Genomic DNA, 21,920 nt, shown 5'->3' with positions numbered 1-21,920 from the left:
AGAAACATCGCGGAGGGATCACGCGACGCTTTTCGCACACGCAAAAAAGAAGCCCGGCGCGAGGCCGGGCTTCTGGTGCTGCTTGAACCTGCGTCCGATCAGTTCTGGACGTTCAGCTCGGTGCGGCGGTTCTTCTCGCTCTTGCAAGCCGGGAAGGCCTGGCCCAGGTCTTCCAGCGGACGGCTTTCGCCGTAGCCGATCGGACCCACCAGACGGCCGGCGTCCACGCCGTTCGTGGTCAGGTAGTCGTACACAGCCTTGGCGCGACGCTCGGACAGGCTCTGGTTGTAGGCGTCCTTACCGCACTGGTCGGTATGGCCGGCCACTTCAACGCGCAGATCCGGGTAACGCTTCAGGATTTCGGTGGCTTCGCTCAGGATCGCAACCGCGTCCGGACGCAGGGTCGACTTGTCGAAGTTGAAGTTCACGCCCTTCAGGTCGATCGCCACCGCCACCGGGCAGCCGTCCGGACCGATGGTCTGGCCAGCCTGCGAACCCGGGCACTTGTCGTTGCAGTTGTTGACGCCGTCGCCGTCGTCATCCAGGTCCGCGCAGTTCGGAGCAACTTCCGGAGCAGGCGCAACCGCAGCCGTCGGCGCCGGGCCGAGCGGAATCACGACACCGACCGAAGCCAGGATGTCGCCGAAGTAGCTCTCTTCCTGCTGGTGCGGGTAGCCGCCCCAATCCGGGCCGCCCTCGGCTGCGACGCTGCTGTCGTCGAAGTCGAAACGCATGGCCAGTTCGGCACGCACCGCGATGCGCTTGTCGAACGAAGTCTGGATACCCGCGCCGAGCTTGGCGGCCAGATTGCCGTCCTTACGTTCGCCCGGGGAATCCGGGTTCGGGAAGGCATCGAACTCTTCTTCCGAACGCTGGTAGCCCAGGCCGCCGACGATGTAGGGATTCCAGCCGCGGCCTTCGGAGATGAAGTGGCGACGCAGGTCGAGCGATACGCCGTACTGGCTCCAGTTCAAGTCGTCGTTGGCGCCGGCAACGCCGCCATCGAAGTTCGGGTTCTGATAGTTCAGCTCACCGTCCAGGGACCAGTTCGGGCTGATGAACTTGCCCAGACCCAGGGTGACGAACGGGGTGTTTTCGGTGCGACGGTCGTCGTCCTGCACGTTGTAACCGGCCGAACCGGTGAGGTACCAGCGGTCATCGAACTCCTGAGCGGAAGCGGCCTGCGCCCAGCTCAGACCGGCCAGCATTGCGGCACAGAGAAGTTTCTTGTTCATTTGCAGCTCCTTAAAAAAATCAGTTGTAAGAGAAACCGGTGTACTTCGTTAAACGGTCCAGCTTTATTCTTGGTTGTTCAGACGGCCATGTCTGCACGCCATCTCATGCAGATTATGCGTGCCCACGTGAAGGCTGTGTTAACGGTACCATAACAAGTTAGTCAGGCCAACCGACGCACTATCTCATAACTCTAAGTCCGGTACATGTTCATGAATATATCGACCGGCAGGGTATCGAACCGGGAGGGATCGGCTGCCAGGGCCATGATCCGGTCGACTTGCACGGTCGCCAGGTTGGCACGCAGCGCCGCCTCGCACTTGGCCATCAGCAACGGAATCCCTTCGGCGCGGCGCCTGCGGTGGCCAATGGGGAAATCCATAGAAATCCGGTCCGTGCAGCCGCCGTCCTTGAAGAACACCTGTACGGAGTTGCCGATATAGCGCTTGTCGGGGTCGAAGTAGTCCCGGGTGAACCGCGGGTCCTCCCGGACTTCCATCAACCCGCGCAGGGTGTCGATACGCGGGTCGGCGGCGACGGCGTCGGTGTAGTCGTCTGCGCTCAGGCGGCCGAAGATCAGGGGCACGGCCACCATGTACTGCAGGCAGTGGTCGCGGTCGGCGTAATTGGCCAGCGGGCCGGTCTTGTCGATGATGCGCAGACCCGCTTCCTGGGTTTCCAGCACGATCCTCTCGATCTGGCCGATCCGCCCTTTGACCTGCGGATGCAGGGTCATGGCGCACTCGACCGCGGTCTGGGCGTGGAATTCGGCCGGAAAGCTGATCTTGAACAGCACGTTTTCCATGACATAGCTGCCGAACGGACGCTCGAACCGGAATTCTCCGCCCTTGAAGGCGACGTCGTAGAAGCCCCACGTCTTCGCACTCAGGGCACTGGGGTAGCCGGTCTCGCCGTTCACGGCATTGAGCGCGTGGATGACCGCGCGGCGACAGGCGTCGCCCGCAGCCCAGCTTTTGCGGGGCCCGGTATTGGGGGCGTGGCGGTAGGTGCGTAGCGCGCCATTGTCGATCCAGCTATGCGAAACCGCGTTGACGATCTGTTCCTTGCCGCCGCCCAGCATCCGGGTGGCCACGGCAGTGGAGGCGAGCCTGACCAGAACCACATGGTCCAGGCCGACCCGGTTGAACGAGTTCAGCAGGGCATAGACGCCCTGGATTTCATGGGCCTTGATCGCGGCGGTCAACACATCGCGCACGGTCAGCGGCTTGCCCCCTTCGCGACCGGCCCTGCGGCTGAGGTAATCGGCCACCGCCAGCAGGGCGCCCAGATTGTCGGACGGATGGCCCCACTCGGCCGCCAGCCAGGTGTCGTTGAAGTCCAGCCAACGGATCTGCGTGCCGATGGCGAAAGCGGCTTGCACGGGATCGAGTTCATGGCCGGTGCCTGGAATGGGCACACCGTCTCGCATCGTCGCACCGGGAACCACGGGGCCCAGGTGCTTCACGCAATCCGGGAACTTCACCGCCAGCATCGCGCAGGCCAGCGAGTCCAGCAGCATGTAGCGCGCGGTGTCGTAGGCATGCTCCGAATCGATCCGGTAGTCCACCACGTAGTCGGCGATATCGACCATGGCCTGGTCGGGATGCGGGCGCACGGCGGAGCGGAGTTCGTGCGGGGTCATGAGCGGTATCCGGGTGTGGCCGCAGGCATTGTTCCAGACAGCTCCGTCGGTGCGCGTGTACGTGGCGCGAAGCGACCCTCCGGCGCATTCATGGCTGCAACACACCGGCTTGGCCGTGGCCCTTGGCGCGAGGCCCGTACGCCCCGATCCTGTGGCCATGGAAACCACTCGCCTGCCCTCGCTGTTCCTGTCCCACGGCTCGCCGATGATGGCGCTGGAGGATTCGCCCACCGCCCGTTTTCTCGACGGACTGGGGAAATCGCTGCCGCGTCCGCGCGCCGTGGTCGTCGCCTCGGCGCACTTCCTGGCAAGCGAACCGACTGTGACTTCCAACCTGGCGCCGGAGACCATCCACGACTTCGGCGGCTTCCCCAAGCCGCTGTACGACATCCGATATCCGGTCCAGGGCGCGCCAGCCTTGGCCGGGGAAATCGCCGGCCAGCTGGCCGCAGCCGGATTCGAGGCGCGCGTGGACGAGCGCACCGGCATCGATCACGGCACCTGGGTGCCGCTTGGACGCATGTATCCGCAGGCGGACATTCCCGTGGTGGCGCTGTCGGTGAATCCGTCCCGGTCTTCCGTCTGGCACTACCAGCTGGGCTTGGCCCTGGCCCCACTGCGCGAGCAAGGCGTACTGGTCATCGGCTCCGGAGGCTATTCGCACAATCTGCGTGAGCTGGACTGGCGGCATGAGGACGCGCCGGCTTATCCCTGGGTGCAGGCGTTCACCGATGCGCTCAGCGAGAAATTGCTGGCGAAAGACCTGCAGGGCGCGCTCGACTGGGAAGCGCTACCGCAAGCCCGTCGCAATCATCCCACCACCGAACATCTCTACCCGCTGTACATAGCGCTAGGTGCTGGCGGCACGGACGCGCGCGCCGCGCGGCTGCATCACGCGGTGCAGATGGGCGGCATGGCCATGGATGCATTTTCTTTCGATTAAGGCCTGAAAGACCTGCTTTCAGACTTTCAGTCCGCGTTCCCACGGCGCGTCGCCGAACTGCGAAACCAGAAAGTCCACGAACGCTCCGACCCGCGGCGGCACCAGCCTGCGCTGCGGCATGACCGCACTGATCGCGGTGGTGGCCAGGCGGCAATCCGGCAACACCACGCGCAAGCGGCCGGCGCGCAGATCGTCGGCGATATGCCACAGGGAATGGATGGCGATGCCTTCGCCCGCGACCGAAGCGTCGCGCAGCAACTCGCCGTAATTGCTTTCGAACCGTCCCTGCACGCGTACCGCGTGTTCTTCGCCCTGTGCGTCGTGCAGGCGCCAGACGTCCTGGCGGCCATTGCTGCCGAACAGCAGCAGGCAGTCGTGCTCCGCCAGATCCTTGGGCAAGCGCGGATTGCCCCGGCGCTTCAGGTATGCCGGCGACGCGCACAGCACGCGCCGGTTGGGGGCCACATGGCGCGCCACCAGACTGGAGTCCTCGAGTGCGCCGATACGTATCGCCAGATCGAATCCCTCACTGACCAGATCCACCACCTGGTCGCTGAGATGCACGCTGATCCGCAGTTTGGGATGCAGCGCCAGGAACCCGGGCAGCAGCGGCGACACATATTGACGTCCGAAGGAAGCCGACAGCGTCACCCGCAGCGTGCCGGCGATCTCGGTGGCGGTTTCGCGCAGGCCGGTACCCAGCGATTCCAGGTCCTCCACCAGCACCCGCCCTTGCTGCGCCAGCGCCGCGCCTTCCGGGGTGGGATGCAGGCGGCGCGTGGTCCGGTGCAGCAAACGCACGCCCAGATCGCGCTCCAGCCGTTTCAGCCGCTGGCTGGCGACCGCCACCGACAGATCCAGGCTATGGGCCGCAGCCGTGATCGAACCCAGGTCCAGCACGCGCAAAAACAGGGTGAGGTCGCCTACCCGATCCATTATCAATAATTCATTGAGAGTTATTAGCCATATTCGCTGTTTTTCATATTCAGCGAAAGTCCCAAGCTGGCGCCCAGTCGAAATCTGAGTGCTGCCTTGAACGTCACCATCTCCCCCTCCTCCAAGCGATTCCCCATCGCCCTGTACGCGCTGACCGCCGGCGCCTTCGGCATCGGCACGACCGAATTCGTGATCATGGGCCTGCTGATGCAGGTCGCCAGCGACCTGCACGTGTCCATCGCCGCGGCCGGCCTGCTGATTTCCGGATACGCCCTGGGCGTGTTCGTCGGCGCGCCGCTGCTGACCGCCGCCACCAGCCGCATGCCGCGCAAGGCGGTGCTGGTGGCGCTGATGGTGATCTTCACCCTGGGCAACCTGGCCTGCGCACTGGCGCCCAACTACACCGTGCTGATGATCGCCCGCGTGGTCACCTCGCTGGCCCACGGCACCTTCTTCGGCGTCGGCGCGGTGGTGGCGACCGGTCTGGTCGCCGAAGACCGCAAGGCCTCGGCGATTTCCATCATGTTCACCGGCCTGACAGTGGCCACGCTGCTGGGCGTGCCCGCGGGCGCCTGGCTGGGCCTGCACTACGGCTGGCGCTCGACCTTCTGGGCGGTCGCCGCGATCGGCGTGATCGCCACCGTGGTCATCGCCGCGCTGGTGCCCAAGGATCGCGGCGGCGACGCACCGATGGCCTTCCGCGAGGAAATCAAGGCGGTGGCGCGCCCGCAGGTGCTGCTGGGCCTGCTGATGACCGTGCTCGGCTTCGGCGGCATGTTCACCGTCTACACCTATATCCAGCCTTTGCTCACCGAAATCGCCGGCTTCGCCGAAGCGGCCGTATCGCCGATCCTGCTGGTGTTCGGCGTGGGCATGATCGTGGGCAATCTGCTGGGCGGAAAATTCGCCGACCGCCGTCTGTTGCCAGCGCTGCTGGGCACTTTGATCGCCTTGGCCGCGGTGATGGGTTTGATGACCTTCGTCCTGCACAGCCAATGGGCGATGGTGGTGTTCGTCGGCCTGCTGGGCGCGGCCGCATTCGCCACCGTTTCTCCCTTGCAGCTGTGGGTGCTGCAGAAAGCGACGGGCGCGCAAAGCCTGGCTTCCAGTCTGAACATCGGCGCCTTCAACCTGGGCAACGCTTTCGGCGCCTGGCTGGGCGGCGTGGTGATCGTGCATGGCCCCGGCCTGACCGCACTGCCATGGGTCGCGGCGCTGGTGCCGTTCTCCGCATTCCTGGTGGCCTTGTGGGCCATCGCGCTGGAGCGCAAGCGCGATTGCGTGGCGATGGTCGAACAGACCGAATGCGCCTGAACGTTTGATTTTCTTTTTTGAAGGAGCACTCCATGGAAACCCGTTTTCTCGGCAACTCAGGCTTCAAGGTCCCGGTACTGGGCTTCGGCGCAGGCACCTTCGGTGGCAAGGGGCCGTTGTTCAGCGCCTGGGGAAATACCGACGACGCGCAAGCCAGGCGATTGATCGACATCAGCCTGGAAGCAGGCCTCAATTTCTTCGACACCGCCGATGTGTATTCGGACGGCGCGTCCGAGTCCATCCTGGGCGCGGCGATCAAAGGCCGGCGCGATCGAGTGATTCTTTCCACCAAGACCGGCTTGCGCGCGGGCGAGGGTCCGAACGACGCCGGCAGCTCGCGCTTCCATCTGCTGCAAGCCGTGGACAAGGCCCTGCAACGCCTGGGCACCGACTACATCGATCTGCTGCAACTGCACGCCTTCGATGCGATGACACCGGTCGAGGAAACCCTCTCGACCCTGGATGGTCTGGTGCGTGCGGGCAAGGTGCGCTACCTGGGCGTATCCAACTTCTCCGGCTGGCATCTGATGAAGTCGCAGGCCATCGCCGACCAGCGCGGTTATTCGCGCTACGTCGCCAACCAGACCTATTACTCGCTGATAGGCCGCGACTACGAATGGGAACTGATGCCGCTGGGCCAGGACCAGGGAGTGGGCGCGGTGGTGTGGAGCCCGCTGGGCTGGGGGCGCCTGACCGGCAAGATCCGTCGCGGACAGCCGCTGCCGGAAAACAGCCGTTTGCACGACACCGCCGATTTCGCGCCGCCCGTCGATGAAGAACGTCTTTACCGCATCATCGATGCGATGGATGAAGTGGCCGAAGAAACCGGCAAGACCATTCCGCAAATCGCCTTGAACTGGCTGCTGCAACGTCCCACCGTTTCCACCGTGCTGGTCGGCGCTCGCAACGAAGAGCAACTTCGTCAGAACCTGGGTGCGGTCGGCTGGAATCTGTCGGCCGAACAAGTGGCCAAGCTGGATGCCGCCAGCGCGCTCACCCCGCCCTATCCTTACTACCCGTACTGGCGCGGCCAGTTCTCCGAACGCAACCCGACCCCGGTCTGAAACCCCCACGCCGAAACTGGAGCCCCCATATGAAAGCCATCGCCTTGACCCGCTACCTGCCGATCAGCGATCCCGAATCGCTGCAGGACGTCGAACTGCCGAAACCCGTCGCTGCCGGCCACGATGTACTGGTCCGCGTCGAAGCGGTCTCGGTCAATCCCGTCGACACCAAGGTCCGCTCGCCCAAGCCGCAAGTGGAAGCGCAGCCGAAGGTGCTGGGTTACGACGCCGCAGGCGTGGTCGAAGCGGTCGGCGAAAACGTCACTCTGTTCAAACCCGGCGACGAGGTCTATTACGCCGGCGACATCACCCGCCCGGGCACCAATGCGCAGTTCCATCTGGTCGACGAACGCATCGTCGGCCGCAAACCGGCGACCCTGGACTTCGCCCAGGCCGCGGCATTGCCGCTGACCGCCATCACCGCATGGGAATTGCTGTTCGACCGCATGCCGTTCTCCATCGACATGGAAAACAACACGCGTTCGCTGCTGATCATCGCCGGTGCCGGCGGTGTCGGTTCCATCGCCATCCAATTGGCGCGGCGTGCCGGCTTCACCGTAATCGCCACGGCTTCGCGCAAAGAAACCGTCGACTGGTGCAAATCGCTGGGCGCCCATCACGTGATCGATCATCGGCAACCGCTGCACGCGCAATTAAGCGCACTCGGCCATGAACAGGTCGACGTGGTGCTGAATCTGGTCGACCCGAACCCCTATTGGGAAGCGATCGGCGGGATCCTTGCGCCACAGGGACACGTTGGATTGATCGTGGAACCCAGCGCCCCGTTGAACATAGGCGATCCCTACAAGGCCAAATGCATCGGCATCCATTGGGAAATGATGTTCGCGCGCGCGCGTTTCAAAACCGGGGACATGATCGAGCAGCACCACCTGCTCAATCGGGTGGCGAGCCTGGTAGACGCAGGCGAACTGCGCACCACGCACACCGAAACCATCGGCGCCATCAACGCCGCCAACCTGCGCGAAACGCATCGCCGGTTGGAATCGGGAACGACCATAGGCAAGCTGGTGCTGGCGGGCTGGTAGGCGCATGAGACCTCTTGCTTTCGATAACCGGAGAGACGGCGGATGAGCCTGTCCGCGTGGTCGTTGTTTTGCATGTTGTCGCTGGTCACCGCGTTCAGTCCCGGCCCCGCCGTTCTGTTGGCGGTATCCAATGCAGCGACGCTGGGCATGCGTCGGGCGCTCGTCAGTTCGGCCGGCAATGCGGCCGGAGTCGTTCTGGTGTCGGCGACCGCGATGCTGGGTCTGGGCGCGCTGTTGAAGACGTCCGCGTGGCTGTTCGGCGCACTCAAGCTGGCGGGCGCGGTATACCTGATCTATCTGGGCATACGTCAATGGCGCAGTCGGGCCAGCGTCTTCGACGCGGCACCCAATGCGGTGGGGATGAGGGGGCAGCCGATTGCACGATTGTTCTTGCAGGGCCTGCTGGTGGCAACGACCAATCCCAAGAGCATCCTCTTCTTCACCGCGCTGCTTCCGCAGTTCATGAGCAGCGAAGTGCCGGCGATGCGCCAGTTCCTGATGCTGACGCTGACCTTCGCGGCCTGCACGGTGGTGTCGCATCTTTGCTATGCCGGGCTGGTACGCGGCATGGGCCACTGGTTCGCCAGTGCCGCGCGTGCGCGGCAATTCAACCGCCTGTCCGGAGCGATGTTCGTCGTCCTCGGCGCCGGCTTACTGCGTCTGCGCAACAATCACGCGGTCTGAGCGGCACGGCGCGGGCACCGGCATGCGCGAAACGCACCGCCGGCTGGAACTGAGCGTCGCAGGCATGCGCTGCATGCGGCCGATAGAATCGTTCTCCGCACTGGAATCGCACGCATGGCTTTGCCTCCCCTGTTCGCACGCCGTTTCGCCCAACTCCTCCTGGGCTTGTTCCTCTATGGAATCGGGATCAGCCTGATGGTGCGCGCCAGCCTGGGCATCGCGCCGTGGGACGTATTGACGCAGGGTTTGTCGGAACAGACCGGCTGGTCGTTCGGGGCATTGACCAATGCTATCGGCCTGGCCGTGCTTTTGCTGTGGATTCCGATCCGCCAGAAACCCGGATTGGGCACGGTGCTGAATGTGCTGCTGATCGGCCCCAGCGCGCAGTTCGGGCTCTGGGTGTTCCCGGAATTCCATGGGCTGTGGCAACAGGTGCCCGCCTTCGCCAGCGGATTGCTGATCCTGGCGCTGGCGACCGGCATGTACATAGGCGCGAACTTCGGCCCCGGCCCGCGCGATGGCCTGATGACCGGCCTGCATCGCCGCACCGGATGGCCGATTGGCCTGGTGCGGACGCTGATCGAAGCCTCCGTGCTGCTGGCGGGCTGGTCGATGGGCGGCGATGCGGGCTGGGGAACGCTGGTCTTCGCGCTTTCCATCGGCCCGATGTGCGCGGTGACGATGCGCCGGTTCGCGCCCAGGCCACGGGTGCTGGCTGCCAACATCATCACCGAAGCTGCGCCATAGAGCTGAACGACTCTTTCCGGCCTCCCCTTTGAAAAAGGGGGATCGAGGGGGATTTGCTCTTGATCTTGAGCAAAGCGCAAGACCCAGCCTCTTCAAGTGCGCACGCCCACCTTGCCGGGAACCGGGATAACCGGCATCGTGCATGCCTCCGTACGCACACGTATCTGCTGCATGACGCCTTCGACCAGTTCGTCCCAGCCCGCTTCAGGCCAGTCCGCTCCAAACGAGTATTACCCGCACCTGTTCGCGCCGCTGGACCTGGGCTTCACCCAGATCCGCAACCGGGTGCTGATGGGCTCGATCCATACCGGACTGGAAGACCGCGCCAGCGATTTCCCCAAACTGGCGGCCTATTTCGCAGAACGCGCCGAGGGCGGCGTGGGCCTGATGGTGACCGGGGGCTTCTCGCCGAATCTGGTCGGCTGGTTGAAACCCTTCGGCGGCAAACTGTCCTGGCCCTGGGAAGTGCGCCCGCACAAGTTCGTCACCCAGGCCGTGCACGACAACGGCAGCAAGATCTGCCTGCAGCTGCTGCATGCCGGGCGCTACGCCTACCACCCTTTTTCCGTTGCGCCGTCGAAGCTGAAAGCGCCGATCAATCCGTTCACCCCGCGCCAGCTTTCCTCGCGCGGCGTCGAACGCCAGATCACCGCCTATGCCGACGCCGCCCGCCGCGCGCGCGAGGCCGGCTACGACGGCGTGGAGGTGATGGGCTCGGAAGGCTATTTCATCAACGAGTTCACCGCGCCGCGCACCAACAAACGCAACGACGCCTGGGGCGGCACGCCGGAGAAGCGCATGCGCTTTGCGGTGGAAATCGTGCGCCGCGTGCGCGAGGCCTGCGGACCGGACTTCATCATCATCTACCGGCTTTCGCTGTTGGACCTGGTGGAAGACGGCAACCAGTGGGAAGAGATCGTGGCGCAAGCCAAGGCCATCGAAGCCGCGGGCGCCACGATCATCAATTCCGGCATCGGCTGGCATGAAGCGCGCATTCCCACCATCGTCACTTCGGTGCCGCGCGCGGCTTTCGTCGAAGTCACCGCCAAACTGCGGCCGCACGTGAAGTTGCCGCTGATCGCCACCAACCGCATCAACATGCCCGAGGTGGCCGAGCGCATCCTCGCCGATGGCGTCGCCGACATGGTGTCGCTGGCGCGCCCGCTGCTGGCCGATCCGCACTGGGCCAACAAGTCGCGCGCGGGCAAGCCGCAATCCATCAACACCTGCATCGCCTGCAACCAGGCCTGCCTGGACCATGTGTTCGAGAACAAGCGCGCCAGTTGCCTGCTGAACCCGCGCGCCTGCGCGGAAACCGAATTGAACTACGCCAAGACTTTTTCGCCCAAACGCGTGGCGGTGGTCGGCGCGGGACCGGCGGGATTGGCCTGCGCGACGGTGGCGGCCGAACGCGGACATCGCGTCACCTTGTTCGATGCTTCGTCCGAGATCGGCGGGCAGTTCAACTACGCCAAGAAGATCCCAGGCAAGGAAGAATTCCACGAAACCATCCGCTACTTCACCCACAAGTTGGCCGAAACCGGCGTGGAAGTGAAGCTGGGCACGATGGCATCGGCGGAAACCCTTGCCGGGTTCGATGAAGTGGTGATGGCCACCGGCATCGTGCCGCGCCAGGTCGACTTCCCCGGTGCGGACCATCCCAAGGTGGTGAGCTACGTGGACGTGTTGAGCGGGCGGGTGAAAGTGGGCGCAAGCGCGGCGCTGATCGGGGCCGGCGGCATCGGCTTCGATGTGGCCGAATACCTGGTGCATGAAGGCGATTCCTCCACGCTGGACCCGAAACGCTGGATGGCCGAATGGGGCGTGGATCCGACCTTCGAATCGCGCGGCAGCCTGGTCAAGCCGCATCCGGAAGCCCCTGCCCGCGAGGTCTGGCTGCTGCAACGTTCGGCCGGCAAGCCGGGCGCGCGCCTGGGCAAGACCAGCGGCTGGGTGCACCGGGCCACCCTGAAAGCCAAGAAGGTGCAGATGCTGGGCGGGGTGGAATACCTGGGCGTGGACGACAATGGGCTGAAAATCCGTGTCGATGGCGCGGAGCGGGTACTGTCCGTGGACCATGTGGTCGTCTGCGCCGGGCAGGAGCCGCGCCGCGACCTGCAGGCTTCCCTGCTGGCGGCCGGCCTGAAACACCACCTGATAGGCGGCGCCGACGTGGCCGCCGAGCTGGACGCCAAGCGCGCCATCGACCAGGGCAGCCGTCTGGCCGCAGCGCTGTAGGGCGGGCACTGCCCGCCGTTTTTTACCGGCATTCCAGAGCGGCGGGCGATGCCCGCCCTACCCCGGCGGCGCTTTGCACCAGCCGCTCCAGAGTAAAGACTCCATTTCCAATCAAGCACTTAGCCCGATTGTCAAGCTTCGGGGTTCAGGCGGGGTTGGGGGTTGGGCCCTTACCTTGCGCCAACTTTTTCGGCCCGCCCCCGTTCCAACTGGCGAGCCACCCCGGCCCTGATCGCACCTTCTGGCCGGCCTCGGGCAGCTCGTCGGAGTAGCTGCCTCCCCATGACGCCCTGACGCCGTGTCTACCCAACGCTCCTTTCCTGAGGAAGGGCGCGCGGACGCTGCCAAGACGGAGCAAGGAGTTCGTTTCAATGAAGTTGGCTTGGATTCTCTGGCTGTCGCACATGTTGCCGCAGCCCGCCGCAGACTCGCTCTGCCTCAGCACCACCGTTTACCTGGAAGCCCGCGACCAGACCCTGCGCGGCCAGCAGGCCGTGGCCGAGGTGGCCCTGCGCCGCCTGGACAGCGGCCTGTGGGGCGATTCGATGTGCGAAGTGGTCACCGCCCGCAAACAGTTCGCCCCCACCCTGGTGGCGCCCGGCACACGCCTGCAGAATTCGGACGCGTGGGCCAAATCGATCAACGTCGCCCTGGGTGCCGAACGCAACTGGGCCTTGCCGCCCGGCCAGCGCAAGGAGATCGTCCCAGGCGCCAGCCACTTCATGGCGCACAACATCGCCAGCCCGAGCTGGCGCAACGCCTACCAGGTGGCCACCATCGGCGATCACACCTTCCTGCGCGTGCAGAAGCTGAAACCGAAGTCGTAGTAGAAAAGGCTGCGCAACGGAGGCTTAACTTTCGCCGCATCGACAATATGCGAACGGGCTGGGAATATTCCCCGCCCGTTTTCTTTGGAGATGTCGCGCATGAAGCTGTACACCAAACCCGGCGCCTGTTCGCTGTCGGACCACATCGCGCTGCGCTGGATCGGCAAGCCGTTCGACTTGCAAGTCATGGATGCGGCGGGCATGAAGACGCCCGAGTATCTGGCGCTCAATCCCGCCGGCGCCGTGCCGGTGCTGGAAGTCGATGGCTGGACCTTGACCCAGAACGCGGCGATCCTGAATTTCCTGGCGGACGCTTTCCCCGAATCGGGCCTGGGCGGCGATGGCACGCCGAAAAGCCGCGCCGAGATCAACCGCTGGCTGGCTTTCCTCAACGCCGATGTGCATCCCGCATTCCACCCGATATTCGGGTCTACGCGATTCCTGGGCGACGAGGCGATGATCGAAAAGAGCAAGGACAACGCGCGCCGGAAACTGCGTGGCTTGTTCGAGCGTCTGGACGCGCAGCTGGCCGGCAAGGACTGGTTGACCGGCGCCCGTTCCATCGCCGATCCCTACCTGTTCGTTACCTTGCGCTGGGCCAGGGCCACGCAGGTCGACCTTTCGGGACTGGACAACCTGGAACGCTTCTTCGACCGCATGCGTGCCGATGAGAGCGTCGCTGCCGCGATGGCGGCCGAAGGCCTTTAAGACGAAGACGGGGCATGGCGCGCAGCCATGCCCTGCTCAGGCCTGTATTTCCGCGCGCGTGCGCGCCAGCCATTCGCTGGCGAAGGTATGGTCCTTGGCCTTGGTCAGCGCCGTGGCGATTTCCGGCAGCAACGCCAGCAGTGCGTCCACGTCGGCGCATTTCTCGATTTTGAGCTGCAGGAAATAACCCTTCAGGCCGATGTGCCTGCGCACGGTGTCGGTGACGATTTCATAGAGGCTGCGGTAGCGGCCGAAATCCGCAGGCAACTTCACTTCCCCCGGCAATGGGGCTGGCGGCGCTGGCGGCGATAGGGATGATGCCGGCGGCGCCGTAACTGCCCGTGTCGGCGACGCCGGCTCCTGGCGCCTGACCAGACCCATGACCAGCAGTTGTTCCAGCGCGTTATCTGGCGCATGCAAGCCCGCCATCAGCTCGCGCAATTGCGCATGGTCGCGCTGACCGTCGACCATCAGCAGCAGCGAGCGCATCGCCGCGGGCAGTTTGCGCCCGCGATCCAGGATCTCCTGCTTGCCGGCATCGGTCTTGAAATACAGTTCTGCGGCGTCCATCGACTCCCCTTGCGCCCGGCCAAGCGGCGCCCTCGTCATTACGAAAATTCCCCGCGTAGAGGGTTGCAGACCCGCGACGGCACGTCCGTTATGAGGGTCACAAATGCGGCCACGCAACCCTGTAGGGCCGAGCTTGCCCGCTGCTCTTGTCTTTGGGATTGGGTGGGAGGGGCTCAGCGGAGCGAACAGCAGCCGGGCAAGCTCGACCCTACAGGACGTCGCCTGGTACGCGCACCGCGCCTTCCATCAGCACTCGCGCGCTGCGGCTCATGATGGCTTTGGCCACTGTCCACTGGCCCTCGGCCTGTTTCGCTTCGGCGCCCACGCGCAGGGTGCCGGAGGGATGTCCGAAGACGATGACTTCGCGAGTGCCGCCGCCCGCGGCCGCGTTGACCAGCGTGCCCGGCACCGCCGCGGCCGAAGCGATGGCGACCGAAGCGGTGCCCATCATCGCGTGGTGCAGTTTGCCCATGGAGATGGCGCGGGCCAGCAAGTCGATGTCGGCCGCATGCACCGGCTTGCCGCTGGAAGAGACGTAGTCCTTCGGCGGCGCGACGAAGGCGATCTTCGGCGTCAGCGGGCGTGCCGCAGCCTGGGCGACATCGTCGATCAGCCCCATGCGCACGGCACCATGCGCGCGAATGGCTTCCAGTTTGGCCAGCGCCGCCTTGTCTTCGTTGATCGCGCCCTGCAGTTCGGTGCCGTCGTAACCCAGTGCGGTGGCATCGACGAAAATCGTGGGCACGCCGGCATTGATCATGGTGGTCCTGAACGTACCCACGCCCGGCACCTGGAGTTCATCGACAAGATTGCCGGTGGGGAACATGGCGCCGCCGCCTTCGCCATCGCCTTCATCGGCGGGATCGAGAAACTCCAGCTGGATTTCGGCGGCGGGGAAAGTCACGCCGTCCAGTTCGAAATCCCCGGTCTCCTGCACCTGGCCATCGCTGACCGGCACATGCGCGATGATAGTCTTGCCGATGTTCGCCTGCCAGATGCGCACGGTGCAGATGCCGTCGCGCGGAACGCGCGCAGGATCGATAAAGCCATTGGAAATGGCGAACGGACCGACCGCCGAAGACAGGTTGCCGCAGTTGCCGCTCCAATCGATGAAGCTGTCGTTGAGCGGAACCTGCCCGTACAAGTAATCGACGTCGTGATCGGGCTGCGAAGCCGGCGCGATGATCACCACCTTGCTGGTGCTGGACGTGGCGCCGCCCATGCCGTCGGTGTGTTTGCCGTAGGGATCGGGCGAGCCGATCACCCGCAACAGCAACGCATCGCGCGCCTTGCCCGGAACCTGCGCCACCGCGGGCAGGTCCTGCAGGCGGAAGAACACGCCCTTGCTGGTGCCGCCGCGCATGTAGGTGGCGGGAATGCGGATTTGCGGTGGATGCGGCATGGGAATCGACCTGCTCAATGAATTCGTTTTAACCCCTCTCCCGTTCACGGGAGAGGGACAAGGGTGAGGGCGCGGTTCGCGATGAGCCGAACCCTCGTCCGCCCCCGTATCGAGTACGGGGCAGGCTCTTCGGGTACCTTCTCCCGCAAGCGGGAGAAGGGTTGTTCATGCTGCCTTTGTGGATTCAAGAAAATCCTGCGCGAAGCGTTGCAGTACGCCGCCGGCTTCGTAGATCGATACTTCCTCATCGCTGTCCAGTCGGCAGATAACCGGGACCTCTACGCGCTCGCCATTGCGGCGATGGACGGCCAGCGTCAGCTCGCTACGCGGTGCGAGTCCGCCGATCACGTCGAAAGTCTCGGTGCCGTCGATGCCCAGCGTGTTGCGGTCGGTACCCGGTTTGAACTCCAGCGGCAGCACGCCCATGCCGATCAGGTTGGTGCGGTGGATGCGCTCGAAACCTTCGGCGGCGATCGCCTCCACACCGGCCAGACGCACGCCCTTGGCTGCCCAGTCCCTCGAGGAGCCCTGGCCGTAATCGGCGCCTGCGATGACGATCAGCGGCTGCTTGCGCTGCATGTAGGTTTCGATGGCCTCCCACATGCGCATGACTTTCCCTTCCGGCTCGACGCGCGCCAGAGAACCCTGCCTGATGCTGCCGTCTGCATTGCGCACCATTTCATTGAACAGCTTGGGATTGGCGAAGGTCGCGCGCTGCGCCGTCAGGTGGTCGCCGCGGTGGGTGGCGTAAGAATTGAAGTCCTCTTCCGGCACGCCCATCTTCGCGAGGTACTCGCCGGCGGCGCTGTCGGGCATGATCGCGTTGGAGGGCGACAGATGGTCGGTGGTGATGTTGTCGGGCAGCACCGCCAGCGGACGCATGCCGCGCAGCGTGCGTTCGCCGGCCAGTGCCCCTTCCCAGTACGGCGGGCGGCGGATGTAGGTGCTCTGCGGCCGCCAGTCGTAGAGCGGTTCGACTTTGGGGCCATGCTCCACACGCACTGCGAACATCGGGTTGTACACGCTGCGGAACTGCTCCGGCTTCACCGACGCAGCGACCGCCGCATCGATCTCTTCGTCGCTTGGCCACAGATCCTTCAGGCGGATTTCCTTCCCATCCACCACGCCAAGCACATCCTTTTCGATATCGAAGCGGATGGTGCCGGCGATCGCATAAGCCACCACCAGCGCCGGCGAGGCGAGGAACGCCTGCTTGGCATAAGGATGGATGCGGCCATCGAAGTTGCGGTTGCCAGAAAGCACCGCGGTGGCATAAAGATCGCGATCGATGATTTCCTGCTGGATCGCAGGATCCAGCGCACCGGACATGCCGTTGCAAGTGGTGCAGGCGAAGGCGACGATGCCGAAGCCGAGTTTTTCCAGCTCCGGCAGCAGACCCCCTTCCTGCAGATACAGCGCAACGGCCTTGGAGCCCGGCGCAAGCGAGGATTTCACCCACGGCTTGCGCTGCAGCCCCAGGCGGTTGGCATTGCGCGCCAGCAGCGCAGCGGCGATCACGTTGCGCGGATTGCTGGTGTTGGTGCAGCTGGTGATGGCGGCGATGATCACCGCGCCGTCGGGCATCAGTCCCGGCGTTTCTTCCCACGCGCCGGCGATGCCCTTGGCGGCCAGATCGCTGGTGGCCACGCGCGCATGCGGATTCGACGGACCTGCCATGTTGCGTACCACGCTGGACAGGTCGAACTGCAGCGTGCGCTCGTATTGCGCATGCTCCAAGCTGTCGGACCACAAGCCGGTGTGGCGCGCGTACAGCTCCACCAGCTTCACCTGTTGTTCCTCGCGGCCGGTCAGGCGCAGGTAATCGATGGTCTGGGAATCGATGGAGAACATCGCCGCGGTCGCGCCGTATTCCGGCGCCATGTTGGAGATGGTCGCCCGGTCGCCCAGGGTCAGCGCCGCAGCGCCTTCGCCATGGAATTCCAACCAGGCGCCGACCACTTTCGATTTGCGCAGGAATTCGGTCAGCGCCAGCACCACGTCGGTGGCGGTGATGCCGGGCTGCGGCCTGCCCGTCAGCCGCACGCCGACGATTTCCGGCAGGCGCATCCACGAAGCGCGGCCCAGCATCACGTTCTCCGCCTCCAGCCCGCCAACGCCGATGGCGATCACGCCCAGCGCATCCACGTGCGGCGTGTGGCTGTCGGTGCCTACGCAGGTATCGGGGAAAGCCACGCCGTCGCGCACTTGCACTACCGGCGACATCTTCTCCAGGTTGATCTGATGCATGATCCCGTTGCCCGGCGGAATCACTTCCATGTTCTTGAATGCGTGTTTGGTCCAGTCGATGAAATGGAAGCGGTCTTCGTTGCGGCGATCCTCGATGGCGCGGTTCTTGGCGAAGGCATCCGGGTCGTAGCCGCCGCATTCCACCGCCAGCGAATGGTCGACGATCAATTGCACCGGCACCACCGGATTGACCTGCGCCGGATCGCCGCCCTGCTCGGCGATGGCGTCGCGCAAACCGGCCAGATCCACCAGCGCGGTCTGGCCCAGGATGTCGTGGCAGACCACGCGTGCCGGGAACCACGGGAAATCCAGATCGCGCTTGCGCTCTATCAGCTGCTTGAGCGAATCGACCAGCGTGGCCGGATCGCAGCGGCGCACCAGATTTTCGGCCAGTACGCGCGAGGTATAAGGCAGCGCGGCGTAAGCGCCGGGCCGGATCGCCTCCACTGCGGCGCGCGCATCGAAATATTCCAGCGAAGTGCCGGGCAAGGGTTTGCGGTACTGGGTGTTCATGGCTGGCGATCCGTGGGGTTGCTGGCGCTGGGACTCGGTTGCGCGCAGGCAGGACAAGGCCCTGCCCGCGCGTCGCTTAGCGCTTGTCGAGCGGCACGAAGGCGAGGTCTTCCGGGCCGGTGTAATTCGCGCTCGGACGGATGATCTTGCCGTCGATGCGCTGTTCGATCACGTGCGCGCTCCAGCCGCTGGTGCGGGCGATCACGAACAGCGGGGTGAACATGGCGGTGGGCACGCCCATCATGTGGTAGCTGACCGCGCTGAACCAGTCCAGATTGGGGAACATCTTCTTGATGTCCCACATCACCGTTTCCAGGCGCTCGGCGATGTCGTACATCTTGCGGCTGCCCTGCTCGTCGGACAGCTCGCGGGCCACATCCTTGATCACCTGGTTGCGCGGATCGCCGGTGGTGTAGACCGGGTGGCCGAAACCGATGACCACTTCCTTGCGTTCGACGCGGGCTTTGATGTCGGCCTCGGCCTCGTCGGGCGATTCGTAGCGCTTCTGCACTTCGAATGCGACCTCGTTGGCGCCGCCGTGCTTGGGCCCGCGCAACGCGCCGATGCCGCCGGCGATGGCGCTGTACATGTCGCTGCCGGTGCCGGCGATAACGCGGCAAGCGAAAGTCGAAGCGTTGAACTCGTGTTCGGCGTACAGGATCAGCGAGGTATGCATCGCTTTCACCCAGGAATCGCGCGGCTTCTCGCCATGCAGCAGGTGCAGGAAGTGGCCGCCGATGCTGTCGTCGTCGGTATCGGTATCGATGCGCTTGCCGTTATGGCTCCAGTGGTACCAGTACAGCAGCATCGGGCCCAGCGAAGCCATCAGCTTGTCGGCGATATCGCGCGCGCCGGGATGGTTGTGGTCGTCCTTCTCCGGCGACACGCAGCCCAGCACCGAAACGCCGGTGCGCATCACGTCCATAGGATGCGCGGACGCAGGCAGTTGTTCCAAGGCAGCCTTCACCGCGGCCGGCACGCCGCGCAGCGATTTCAGTTTGGCCTTGTAGCCGGCCAGCTCGGCGCGGTTGGGCAGCTTGCCGTGCACCAGCAGGTAGGCGATTTCTTCGAACTCCGAAGCGCGCGCGATATCCAGGATGTCGTAGCCGCGGTAATGCAGATCGTTGCCGCTGCGGCCGACCGTGCACAGCGCGGTGTTGCCGGCTGCTGTGCCGGATAGAGCGACGGATTTCTTGGGCTTGAAGGGAACGGCAGCTTCTGACATTTCAATACCTCGATCTGGTTTTTTTTGAAGCCCCTCTCCCACCGGGAGAGGGGTTGGGGTGAGGGTACGGCGGAGTCCGTGGTGTCCAAACAGCACGGACTCCGCCGCACCCTCATCCGTCGCTTCGCGCCACCTTCTCCCGCAGAGAGAAGGGTCGAAGCTATTTCTTGGCAGCGAACAATGCGTCCAGCTTCTGCTCGTATTGGTGATAGCCGATGCGCTCGTACAACTCCTCGCGCGTCTGCATCATGTCCACCACGTTCTTCTGGTGGCCATCGCGGCGTATCGCGGTGTACACGGCTTCAGCGGCCTTGTTCATGGCGCGGAACGCCGACAGCGGATAAAGCTGGATAGCCACGCCCACCGAAGCCAGTTCCTCGCGGGTGAACAGCGGCGTCTTGCCGAACTCGGTGATGTTGGCCAGCACCGGCGCCTTCACCGCTTCGACGAAGCGCTGGTAGGTGGGCAGGTCGTAAGCGGCTTCGGCGAAGATGCCGTCGGCACCGGCTTCCACGCAGGCGATGGCGCGTTCGATGGCCGCGTCCACGCCGTCGACCTGGATCGCATCGGTGCGTGCAATGAGGAAGAAGTCGGGATCGGTCTTGGCATCGGCGGCGGCCTTGACCCGATCCACCATTTCGGAGGCGCTCACGATCTCCTTGCCCGGACGGTGGCCGCAACGCTTGGCACCCACCTGGTCTTCGATATGGCAAGCGGCCGCGCCGGCCTTGATCAGCGATTTCACCGTGCGTTCGATGTTGAAGGCACTGGGGCCGAAACCGGTGTCGATATCCACCATCAACGGCAGGTCGCACACGTCGGTGATCCGGCGCACGTCCACCAGCACGTCCTCCAGGGTGTTGATGCCCAGGTCCGGCAGGCCCAGCGAACCGGCCGCGACCCCGCCGCCGGAAAGATAAATGGCGCGATAGCCGGCGCGCTTGGCCAGCAGCGCGTGGTTGGCGTTGATGGCGCCGATCACCTGCAGGGGCGATTCGGCGGCCAGCGCGGCGCGGAACTTCACTCCCTGAGAAACGGGGGCGCCAGCGGACGGGTTGCTCATGCGGCAGGACTCCTCGTGATGGATCCGCCACGGCGCGGCAGGCCGGGCGGCGGAGGTGCGCGAATGGTACGCCCCTCGTCGGGCCGCAAATCTGGCACCATCCGGAGCATTGATCAATCTTGATCCAATCAATCAATATATCGCCATGGCCGCCGACCTGCTCTCCGCCCGCGACACCTGCCTCCTCCTGGGCATCAGCCAGGCCACGCTGTACGCCTATGTCAGCCGTGGCCTGCTGGAATCGCGCCCCGGCCCGGACCACCGCAGCCGCCTGTACCGGCGGCAGGACGTGGAGCGGCTGGCGAAACGCAAGCAGGCCGGACGCGGTGCCGCCAGAGGCGCGGCACAGAGCCTGGACCGCGGCCTGCCGGTGCTGGAGACCCGGATCTCGCTGATCCGGCCTGACGGCCCCTACTACCGCGGCAAGTCCGCGATCGCCGCCGCCCGCGACGGCGACACTCTGGAAGACATCGCCCGCCTGTTGTGGGATTGCGGCGAGCACGACCCCTTCGCGCTGGAAATCGACCCGCACTGGCCCGCGACCGTGGCTGCGATCGCCAACGACGCACGCTTGCCGCCGCTGGAACGCGCGATGTCGGCGATTCCTCTGTTGGCGCTGGAAGTACGCCATTCCTTCAACTCCGCGCCGCGAGTGCGTCACGAAATCGCGGCCACATTGTTGCGGCACAACGCGGCGCTGCTGGTCGCGCAGCCGCCGTTCGCGGGGCCGGTACATCGATTGCTGGCGAACAGTTGGAAACCGGGCAACGAGAGTTTCGCCGAACTGGTGCGCGCTGCGCTGGTGGTCTGCGCCGATCATGAACTCAACGTTTCCGCGTTCGCCGCGCGCGTGGTCGCTTCCACGGGCGCGCACTTGCATGCCACAGTCTGCAGCGGACTGGCTGCTTTGTCGGGTCCGCGCCACGGCGGCGCCACCGCACGCGCGCACGCCCTGATCGCCGATGCGGGCGAGGCACCGTCGGTGCGCGAATTCATCGAAACGCGCTGGCAGCGCGGCGACGACCTGCCGGGCTTCGGCCACGCGCTGTACCCGCACGGCGATCCGCGCGCCGGCGAGATCCTCGCCCGTCTCCGCGAAACTCAGACCGGCACGCCGATGATGTCGCGGCTGGAGGAAATCATCGCGGTCGCCGAGGAAATCAGCGGCCAGCGTCCCAACATCGACTTCCTGCTGGCCTCGATCTGCCAGATCCATGGATTGCCGGCCACGCCGGCGCTGGTGATGTTCGCCGCCGGACGCCTGGCCGGCTGGCTGGCGCACGCGCTGGAGCAACAGGCGCTGGGAAGGCTGATCCGTCCACGCGCGAGCTACACCGGGGTGGCGCCGTCGTTGGAGGAATAGCTGCTGGACGTGGTCCTCGCGGCTTGGCAGCAGAGCCAGCGCCTCTGTAGGAGCGACGCGAGTCGCGAAGCACGGAACACCGATCTTCAACGGCCTCGCGATTTTCAGGGCTACGAACTTCGCGACTTGCGTCGCTCCTACGACAATCGATGATG

The 21,920-nt window shown here is 64.9% G+C and carries 18 protein-coding genes; 10 read left to right on the top strand and 8 right to left on the bottom strand.

All coding sequences use genetic code 11. The features are described 5' to 3' along the window. Positions 1-98: 98 nt before the first annotated feature. Both CSC73_RS15050 and CSC73_RS15045 read right to left on the bottom strand, forming a co-directional pair. Entirely contained in the window at positions 99-1,235 is a 1,137-nt protein-coding gene (locus CSC73_RS15050) for an OmpA family protein (RefSeq protein ID WP_163841771.1), read from the bottom strand. Positions 1,236-1,426: 191 nt separating this feature from the next. Continuing rightward, positions 1,427-2,875 carry a bifunctional 2-methylcitrate dehydratase/aconitate hydratase gene (locus CSC73_RS15045; protein ID WP_163841768.1) on the bottom strand — a complete coding sequence of 483 codons (1,449 nt, stop codon included), beginning with the start codon at positions 2,873-2,875 and terminating at the stop codon, positions 1,427-1,429. Between the two features lie 157 nt (positions 2,876-3,032). Between CSC73_RS15045 and CSC73_RS15040 the strand changes: the two genes are divergently transcribed. Then, the gene (locus CSC73_RS15040; RefSeq protein ID WP_163841765.1) at positions 3,033-3,818 is read left to right on the top strand and encodes a dioxygenase family protein; all 786 of its coding nucleotides are present in this window, start codon (positions 3,033-3,035) and stop codon (positions 3,816-3,818) included. Positions 3,819-3,836: 18 nt separating this feature from the next. Here the strand turns inward: CSC73_RS15040 and CSC73_RS15035 are convergent, their stop codons facing one another. Further along, the gene (locus CSC73_RS15035; RefSeq protein ID WP_163841762.1) at positions 3,837-4,754 is read right to left on the bottom strand and encodes a LysR family transcriptional regulator; all 918 of its coding nucleotides are present in this window, start codon (positions 4,752-4,754) and stop codon (positions 3,837-3,839) included. A 96-nt stretch (positions 4,755-4,850) separates the two neighbouring features. Here CSC73_RS15035 and CSC73_RS15030 point away from each other — a divergent pair, with 96 nt between their 5' ends. The 8 genes from CSC73_RS15030 to CSC73_RS14995 all read left to right on the top strand — a co-directional run bounded on the left by CSC73_RS15030 (position 4,851) and on the right by CSC73_RS14995 (position 13,382). Further along, positions 4,851-6,068, top strand: coding sequence for an MFS transporter (locus CSC73_RS15030; protein WP_246197536.1), 1,218 nt, complete (start codon positions 4,851-4,853; stop codon positions 6,066-6,068). 32 nt (positions 6,069-6,100) lie between these two features. After that, a complete protein-coding gene (locus CSC73_RS15025; RefSeq protein WP_163841759.1) occupies positions 6,101-7,132 on the top strand; it encodes an aldo/keto reductase in 1,032 nt (343 codons plus the stop codon). Between the two features lie 29 nt (positions 7,133-7,161). Beyond that, positions 7,162-8,178 (top strand): zinc-binding alcohol dehydrogenase family protein, encoded by a 1,017-nt coding sequence (locus CSC73_RS15020; RefSeq protein ID WP_163841756.1) that lies wholly within the window; start codon positions 7,162-7,164, stop codon positions 8,176-8,178. A 42-nt stretch (positions 8,179-8,220) separates the two neighbouring features. After that, entirely contained in the window at positions 8,221-8,862 is a 642-nt protein-coding gene (locus CSC73_RS15015) for a LysE family translocator (protein ID WP_163841753.1), read from the top strand. Positions 8,863-8,982: 120 nt separating this feature from the next. Beyond that, positions 8,983-9,609: a membrane protein YczE gene (gene yczE / locus CSC73_RS15010; protein ID WP_425502332.1), complete on the top strand. Its 627-nt coding sequence runs from the start codon at positions 8,983-8,985 to the stop codon at positions 9,607-9,609. 171 nt (positions 9,610-9,780) lie between these two features. Next, the gene (locus CSC73_RS15005; protein WP_163841750.1) at positions 9,781-11,847 is read left to right on the top strand and encodes an NADPH-dependent 2,4-dienoyl-CoA reductase; all 2,067 of its coding nucleotides are present in this window, start codon (positions 9,781-9,783) and stop codon (positions 11,845-11,847) included. Between the two features lie 371 nt (positions 11,848-12,218). Continuing rightward, positions 12,219-12,674, top strand: coding sequence for a cell wall hydrolase (locus CSC73_RS15000; protein WP_093289985.1), 456 nt, complete (start codon positions 12,219-12,221; stop codon positions 12,672-12,674). Between the two features lie 99 nt (positions 12,675-12,773). Beyond that, positions 12,774-13,382, top strand: a complete 609-nt coding sequence (locus tag CSC73_RS14995) for a glutathione S-transferase family protein (protein ID WP_163841747.1) — start codon at positions 12,774-12,776, stop codon at positions 13,380-13,382. A gap of 36 nt (positions 13,383-13,418) precedes the next feature. Here CSC73_RS14995 and CSC73_RS14990 read toward each other — a convergent pair whose 3' ends face one another. The 5 genes from CSC73_RS14990 to prpB all read right to left on the bottom strand — a co-directional run bounded on the left by CSC73_RS14990 (position 13,419) and on the right by prpB (position 20,402). Further along, complete coding sequence (locus tag CSC73_RS14990; protein ID WP_163841745.1) at positions 13,419-13,952, bottom strand: DUF2950 domain-containing protein; 534 nt, start codon at positions 13,950-13,952, stop codon at positions 13,419-13,421. Positions 13,953-14,160: 208 nt separating this feature from the next. Continuing rightward, the gene (gene prpF / locus CSC73_RS14985) at positions 14,161-15,354 is read right to left on the bottom strand and encodes a 2-methylaconitate cis-trans isomerase PrpF (RefSeq protein WP_163841743.1); all 1,194 of its coding nucleotides are present in this window, start codon (positions 15,352-15,354) and stop codon (positions 14,161-14,163) included. 165 nt (positions 15,355-15,519) lie between these two features. Next, positions 15,520-18,114: a Fe/S-dependent 2-methylisocitrate dehydratase AcnD gene (gene acnD / locus CSC73_RS14980; RefSeq protein WP_163841741.1), complete on the bottom strand. Its 2,595-nt coding sequence runs from the start codon at positions 18,112-18,114 to the stop codon at positions 15,520-15,522. 76 nt (positions 18,115-18,190) lie between these two features. After that, positions 18,191-19,339: a bifunctional 2-methylcitrate synthase/citrate synthase gene (prpC, locus tag CSC73_RS14975; protein ID WP_163841739.1), complete on the bottom strand. Its 1,149-nt coding sequence runs from the start codon at positions 19,337-19,339 to the stop codon at positions 18,191-18,193. 160 nt (positions 19,340-19,499) lie between these two features. After that, the gene (gene prpB, locus CSC73_RS14970) at positions 19,500-20,402 is read right to left on the bottom strand and encodes a methylisocitrate lyase (protein WP_163841737.1); all 903 of its coding nucleotides are present in this window, start codon (positions 20,400-20,402) and stop codon (positions 19,500-19,502) included. 145 nt (positions 20,403-20,547) lie between these two features. Between prpB and CSC73_RS14965 the strand changes: the two genes are divergently transcribed. After that, positions 20,548-21,765 (top strand): citrate synthase family protein, encoded by a 1,218-nt coding sequence (locus tag CSC73_RS14965; RefSeq protein WP_246197535.1) that lies wholly within the window; start codon positions 20,548-20,550, stop codon positions 21,763-21,765. Positions 21,766-21,920 lie beyond the last annotated feature (155 nt).

It is taken from the genome of Pseudoxanthomonas sacheonensis, assembly GCF_010093305.1.
GTDB classification, from domain to species: Bacteria; Pseudomonadota; Gammaproteobacteria; order Xanthomonadales; family Xanthomonadaceae; genus Pseudoxanthomonas_A; species Pseudoxanthomonas_A sacheonensis.
This window is presented reverse-complemented; position numbering and strand designations above follow the sequence as displayed.

Excerpts from the sequence above, each read along its gene's own strand:
- CSC73_RS15050 (WP_163841771.1), bottom strand. The coding sequence starts at position 1,235 with ATGAACAAGAAACTTCTCTGTGCCGCAATGCTGGCCGGTCTGAGCTGG.
- CSC73_RS15045 (WP_163841768.1), bottom strand. The coding sequence starts at position 2,875 with ATGACCCCGCACGAACTCCGCTCCGCCGTGCGCCCGCATCCCGACCAG.
- CSC73_RS15040 (WP_163841765.1), top strand. The coding sequence starts at position 3,033 with ATGGAAACCACTCGCCTGCCCTCGCTGTTCCTGTCCCACGGCTCGCCG.
- CSC73_RS15035 (WP_163841762.1), bottom strand. The coding sequence starts at position 4,754 with ATGGATCGGGTAGGCGACCTCACCCTGTTTTTGCGCGTGCTGGACCTG.
- CSC73_RS15025 (WP_163841759.1), top strand. The coding sequence starts at position 6,101 with ATGGAAACCCGTTTTCTCGGCAACTCAGGCTTCAAGGTCCCGGTACTG.
- CSC73_RS15020 (WP_163841756.1), top strand. The coding sequence starts at position 7,162 with ATGAAAGCCATCGCCTTGACCCGCTACCTGCCGATCAGCGATCCCGAA.
- CSC73_RS15015 (WP_163841753.1), top strand. The coding sequence starts at position 8,221 with ATGAGCCTGTCCGCGTGGTCGTTGTTTTGCATGTTGTCGCTGGTCACC.
- CSC73_RS15005 (WP_163841750.1), top strand. The coding sequence starts at position 9,781 with ATGACGCCTTCGACCAGTTCGTCCCAGCCCGCTTCAGGCCAGTCCGCT.
- CSC73_RS15000 (WP_093289985.1), top strand. The coding sequence starts at position 12,219 with ATGAAGTTGGCTTGGATTCTCTGGCTGTCGCACATGTTGCCGCAGCCC.
- CSC73_RS14995 (WP_163841747.1), top strand. The coding sequence starts at position 12,774 with ATGAAGCTGTACACCAAACCCGGCGCCTGTTCGCTGTCGGACCACATC.
- CSC73_RS14990 (WP_163841745.1), bottom strand. The coding sequence starts at position 13,952 with ATGGACGCCGCAGAACTGTATTTCAAGACCGATGCCGGCAAGCAGGAG.
- prpF (WP_163841743.1), bottom strand. The coding sequence starts at position 15,354 with ATGCCGCATCCACCGCAAATCCGCATTCCCGCCACCTACATGCGCGGC.
- acnD (WP_163841741.1), bottom strand. The coding sequence starts at position 18,114 with ATGAACACCCAGTACCGCAAACCCTTGCCCGGCACTTCGCTGGAATAT.
- prpC (WP_163841739.1), bottom strand. The coding sequence starts at position 19,339 with ATGTCAGAAGCTGCCGTTCCCTTCAAGCCCAAGAAATCCGTCGCTCTA.
- prpB (WP_163841737.1), bottom strand. The coding sequence starts at position 20,402 with ATGAGCAACCCGTCCGCTGGCGCCCCCGTTTCTCAGGGAGTGAAGTTC.
- CSC73_RS14965 (WP_246197535.1), top strand. The coding sequence starts at position 20,548 with ATGGCCGCCGACCTGCTCTCCGCCCGCGACACCTGCCTCCTCCTGGGC.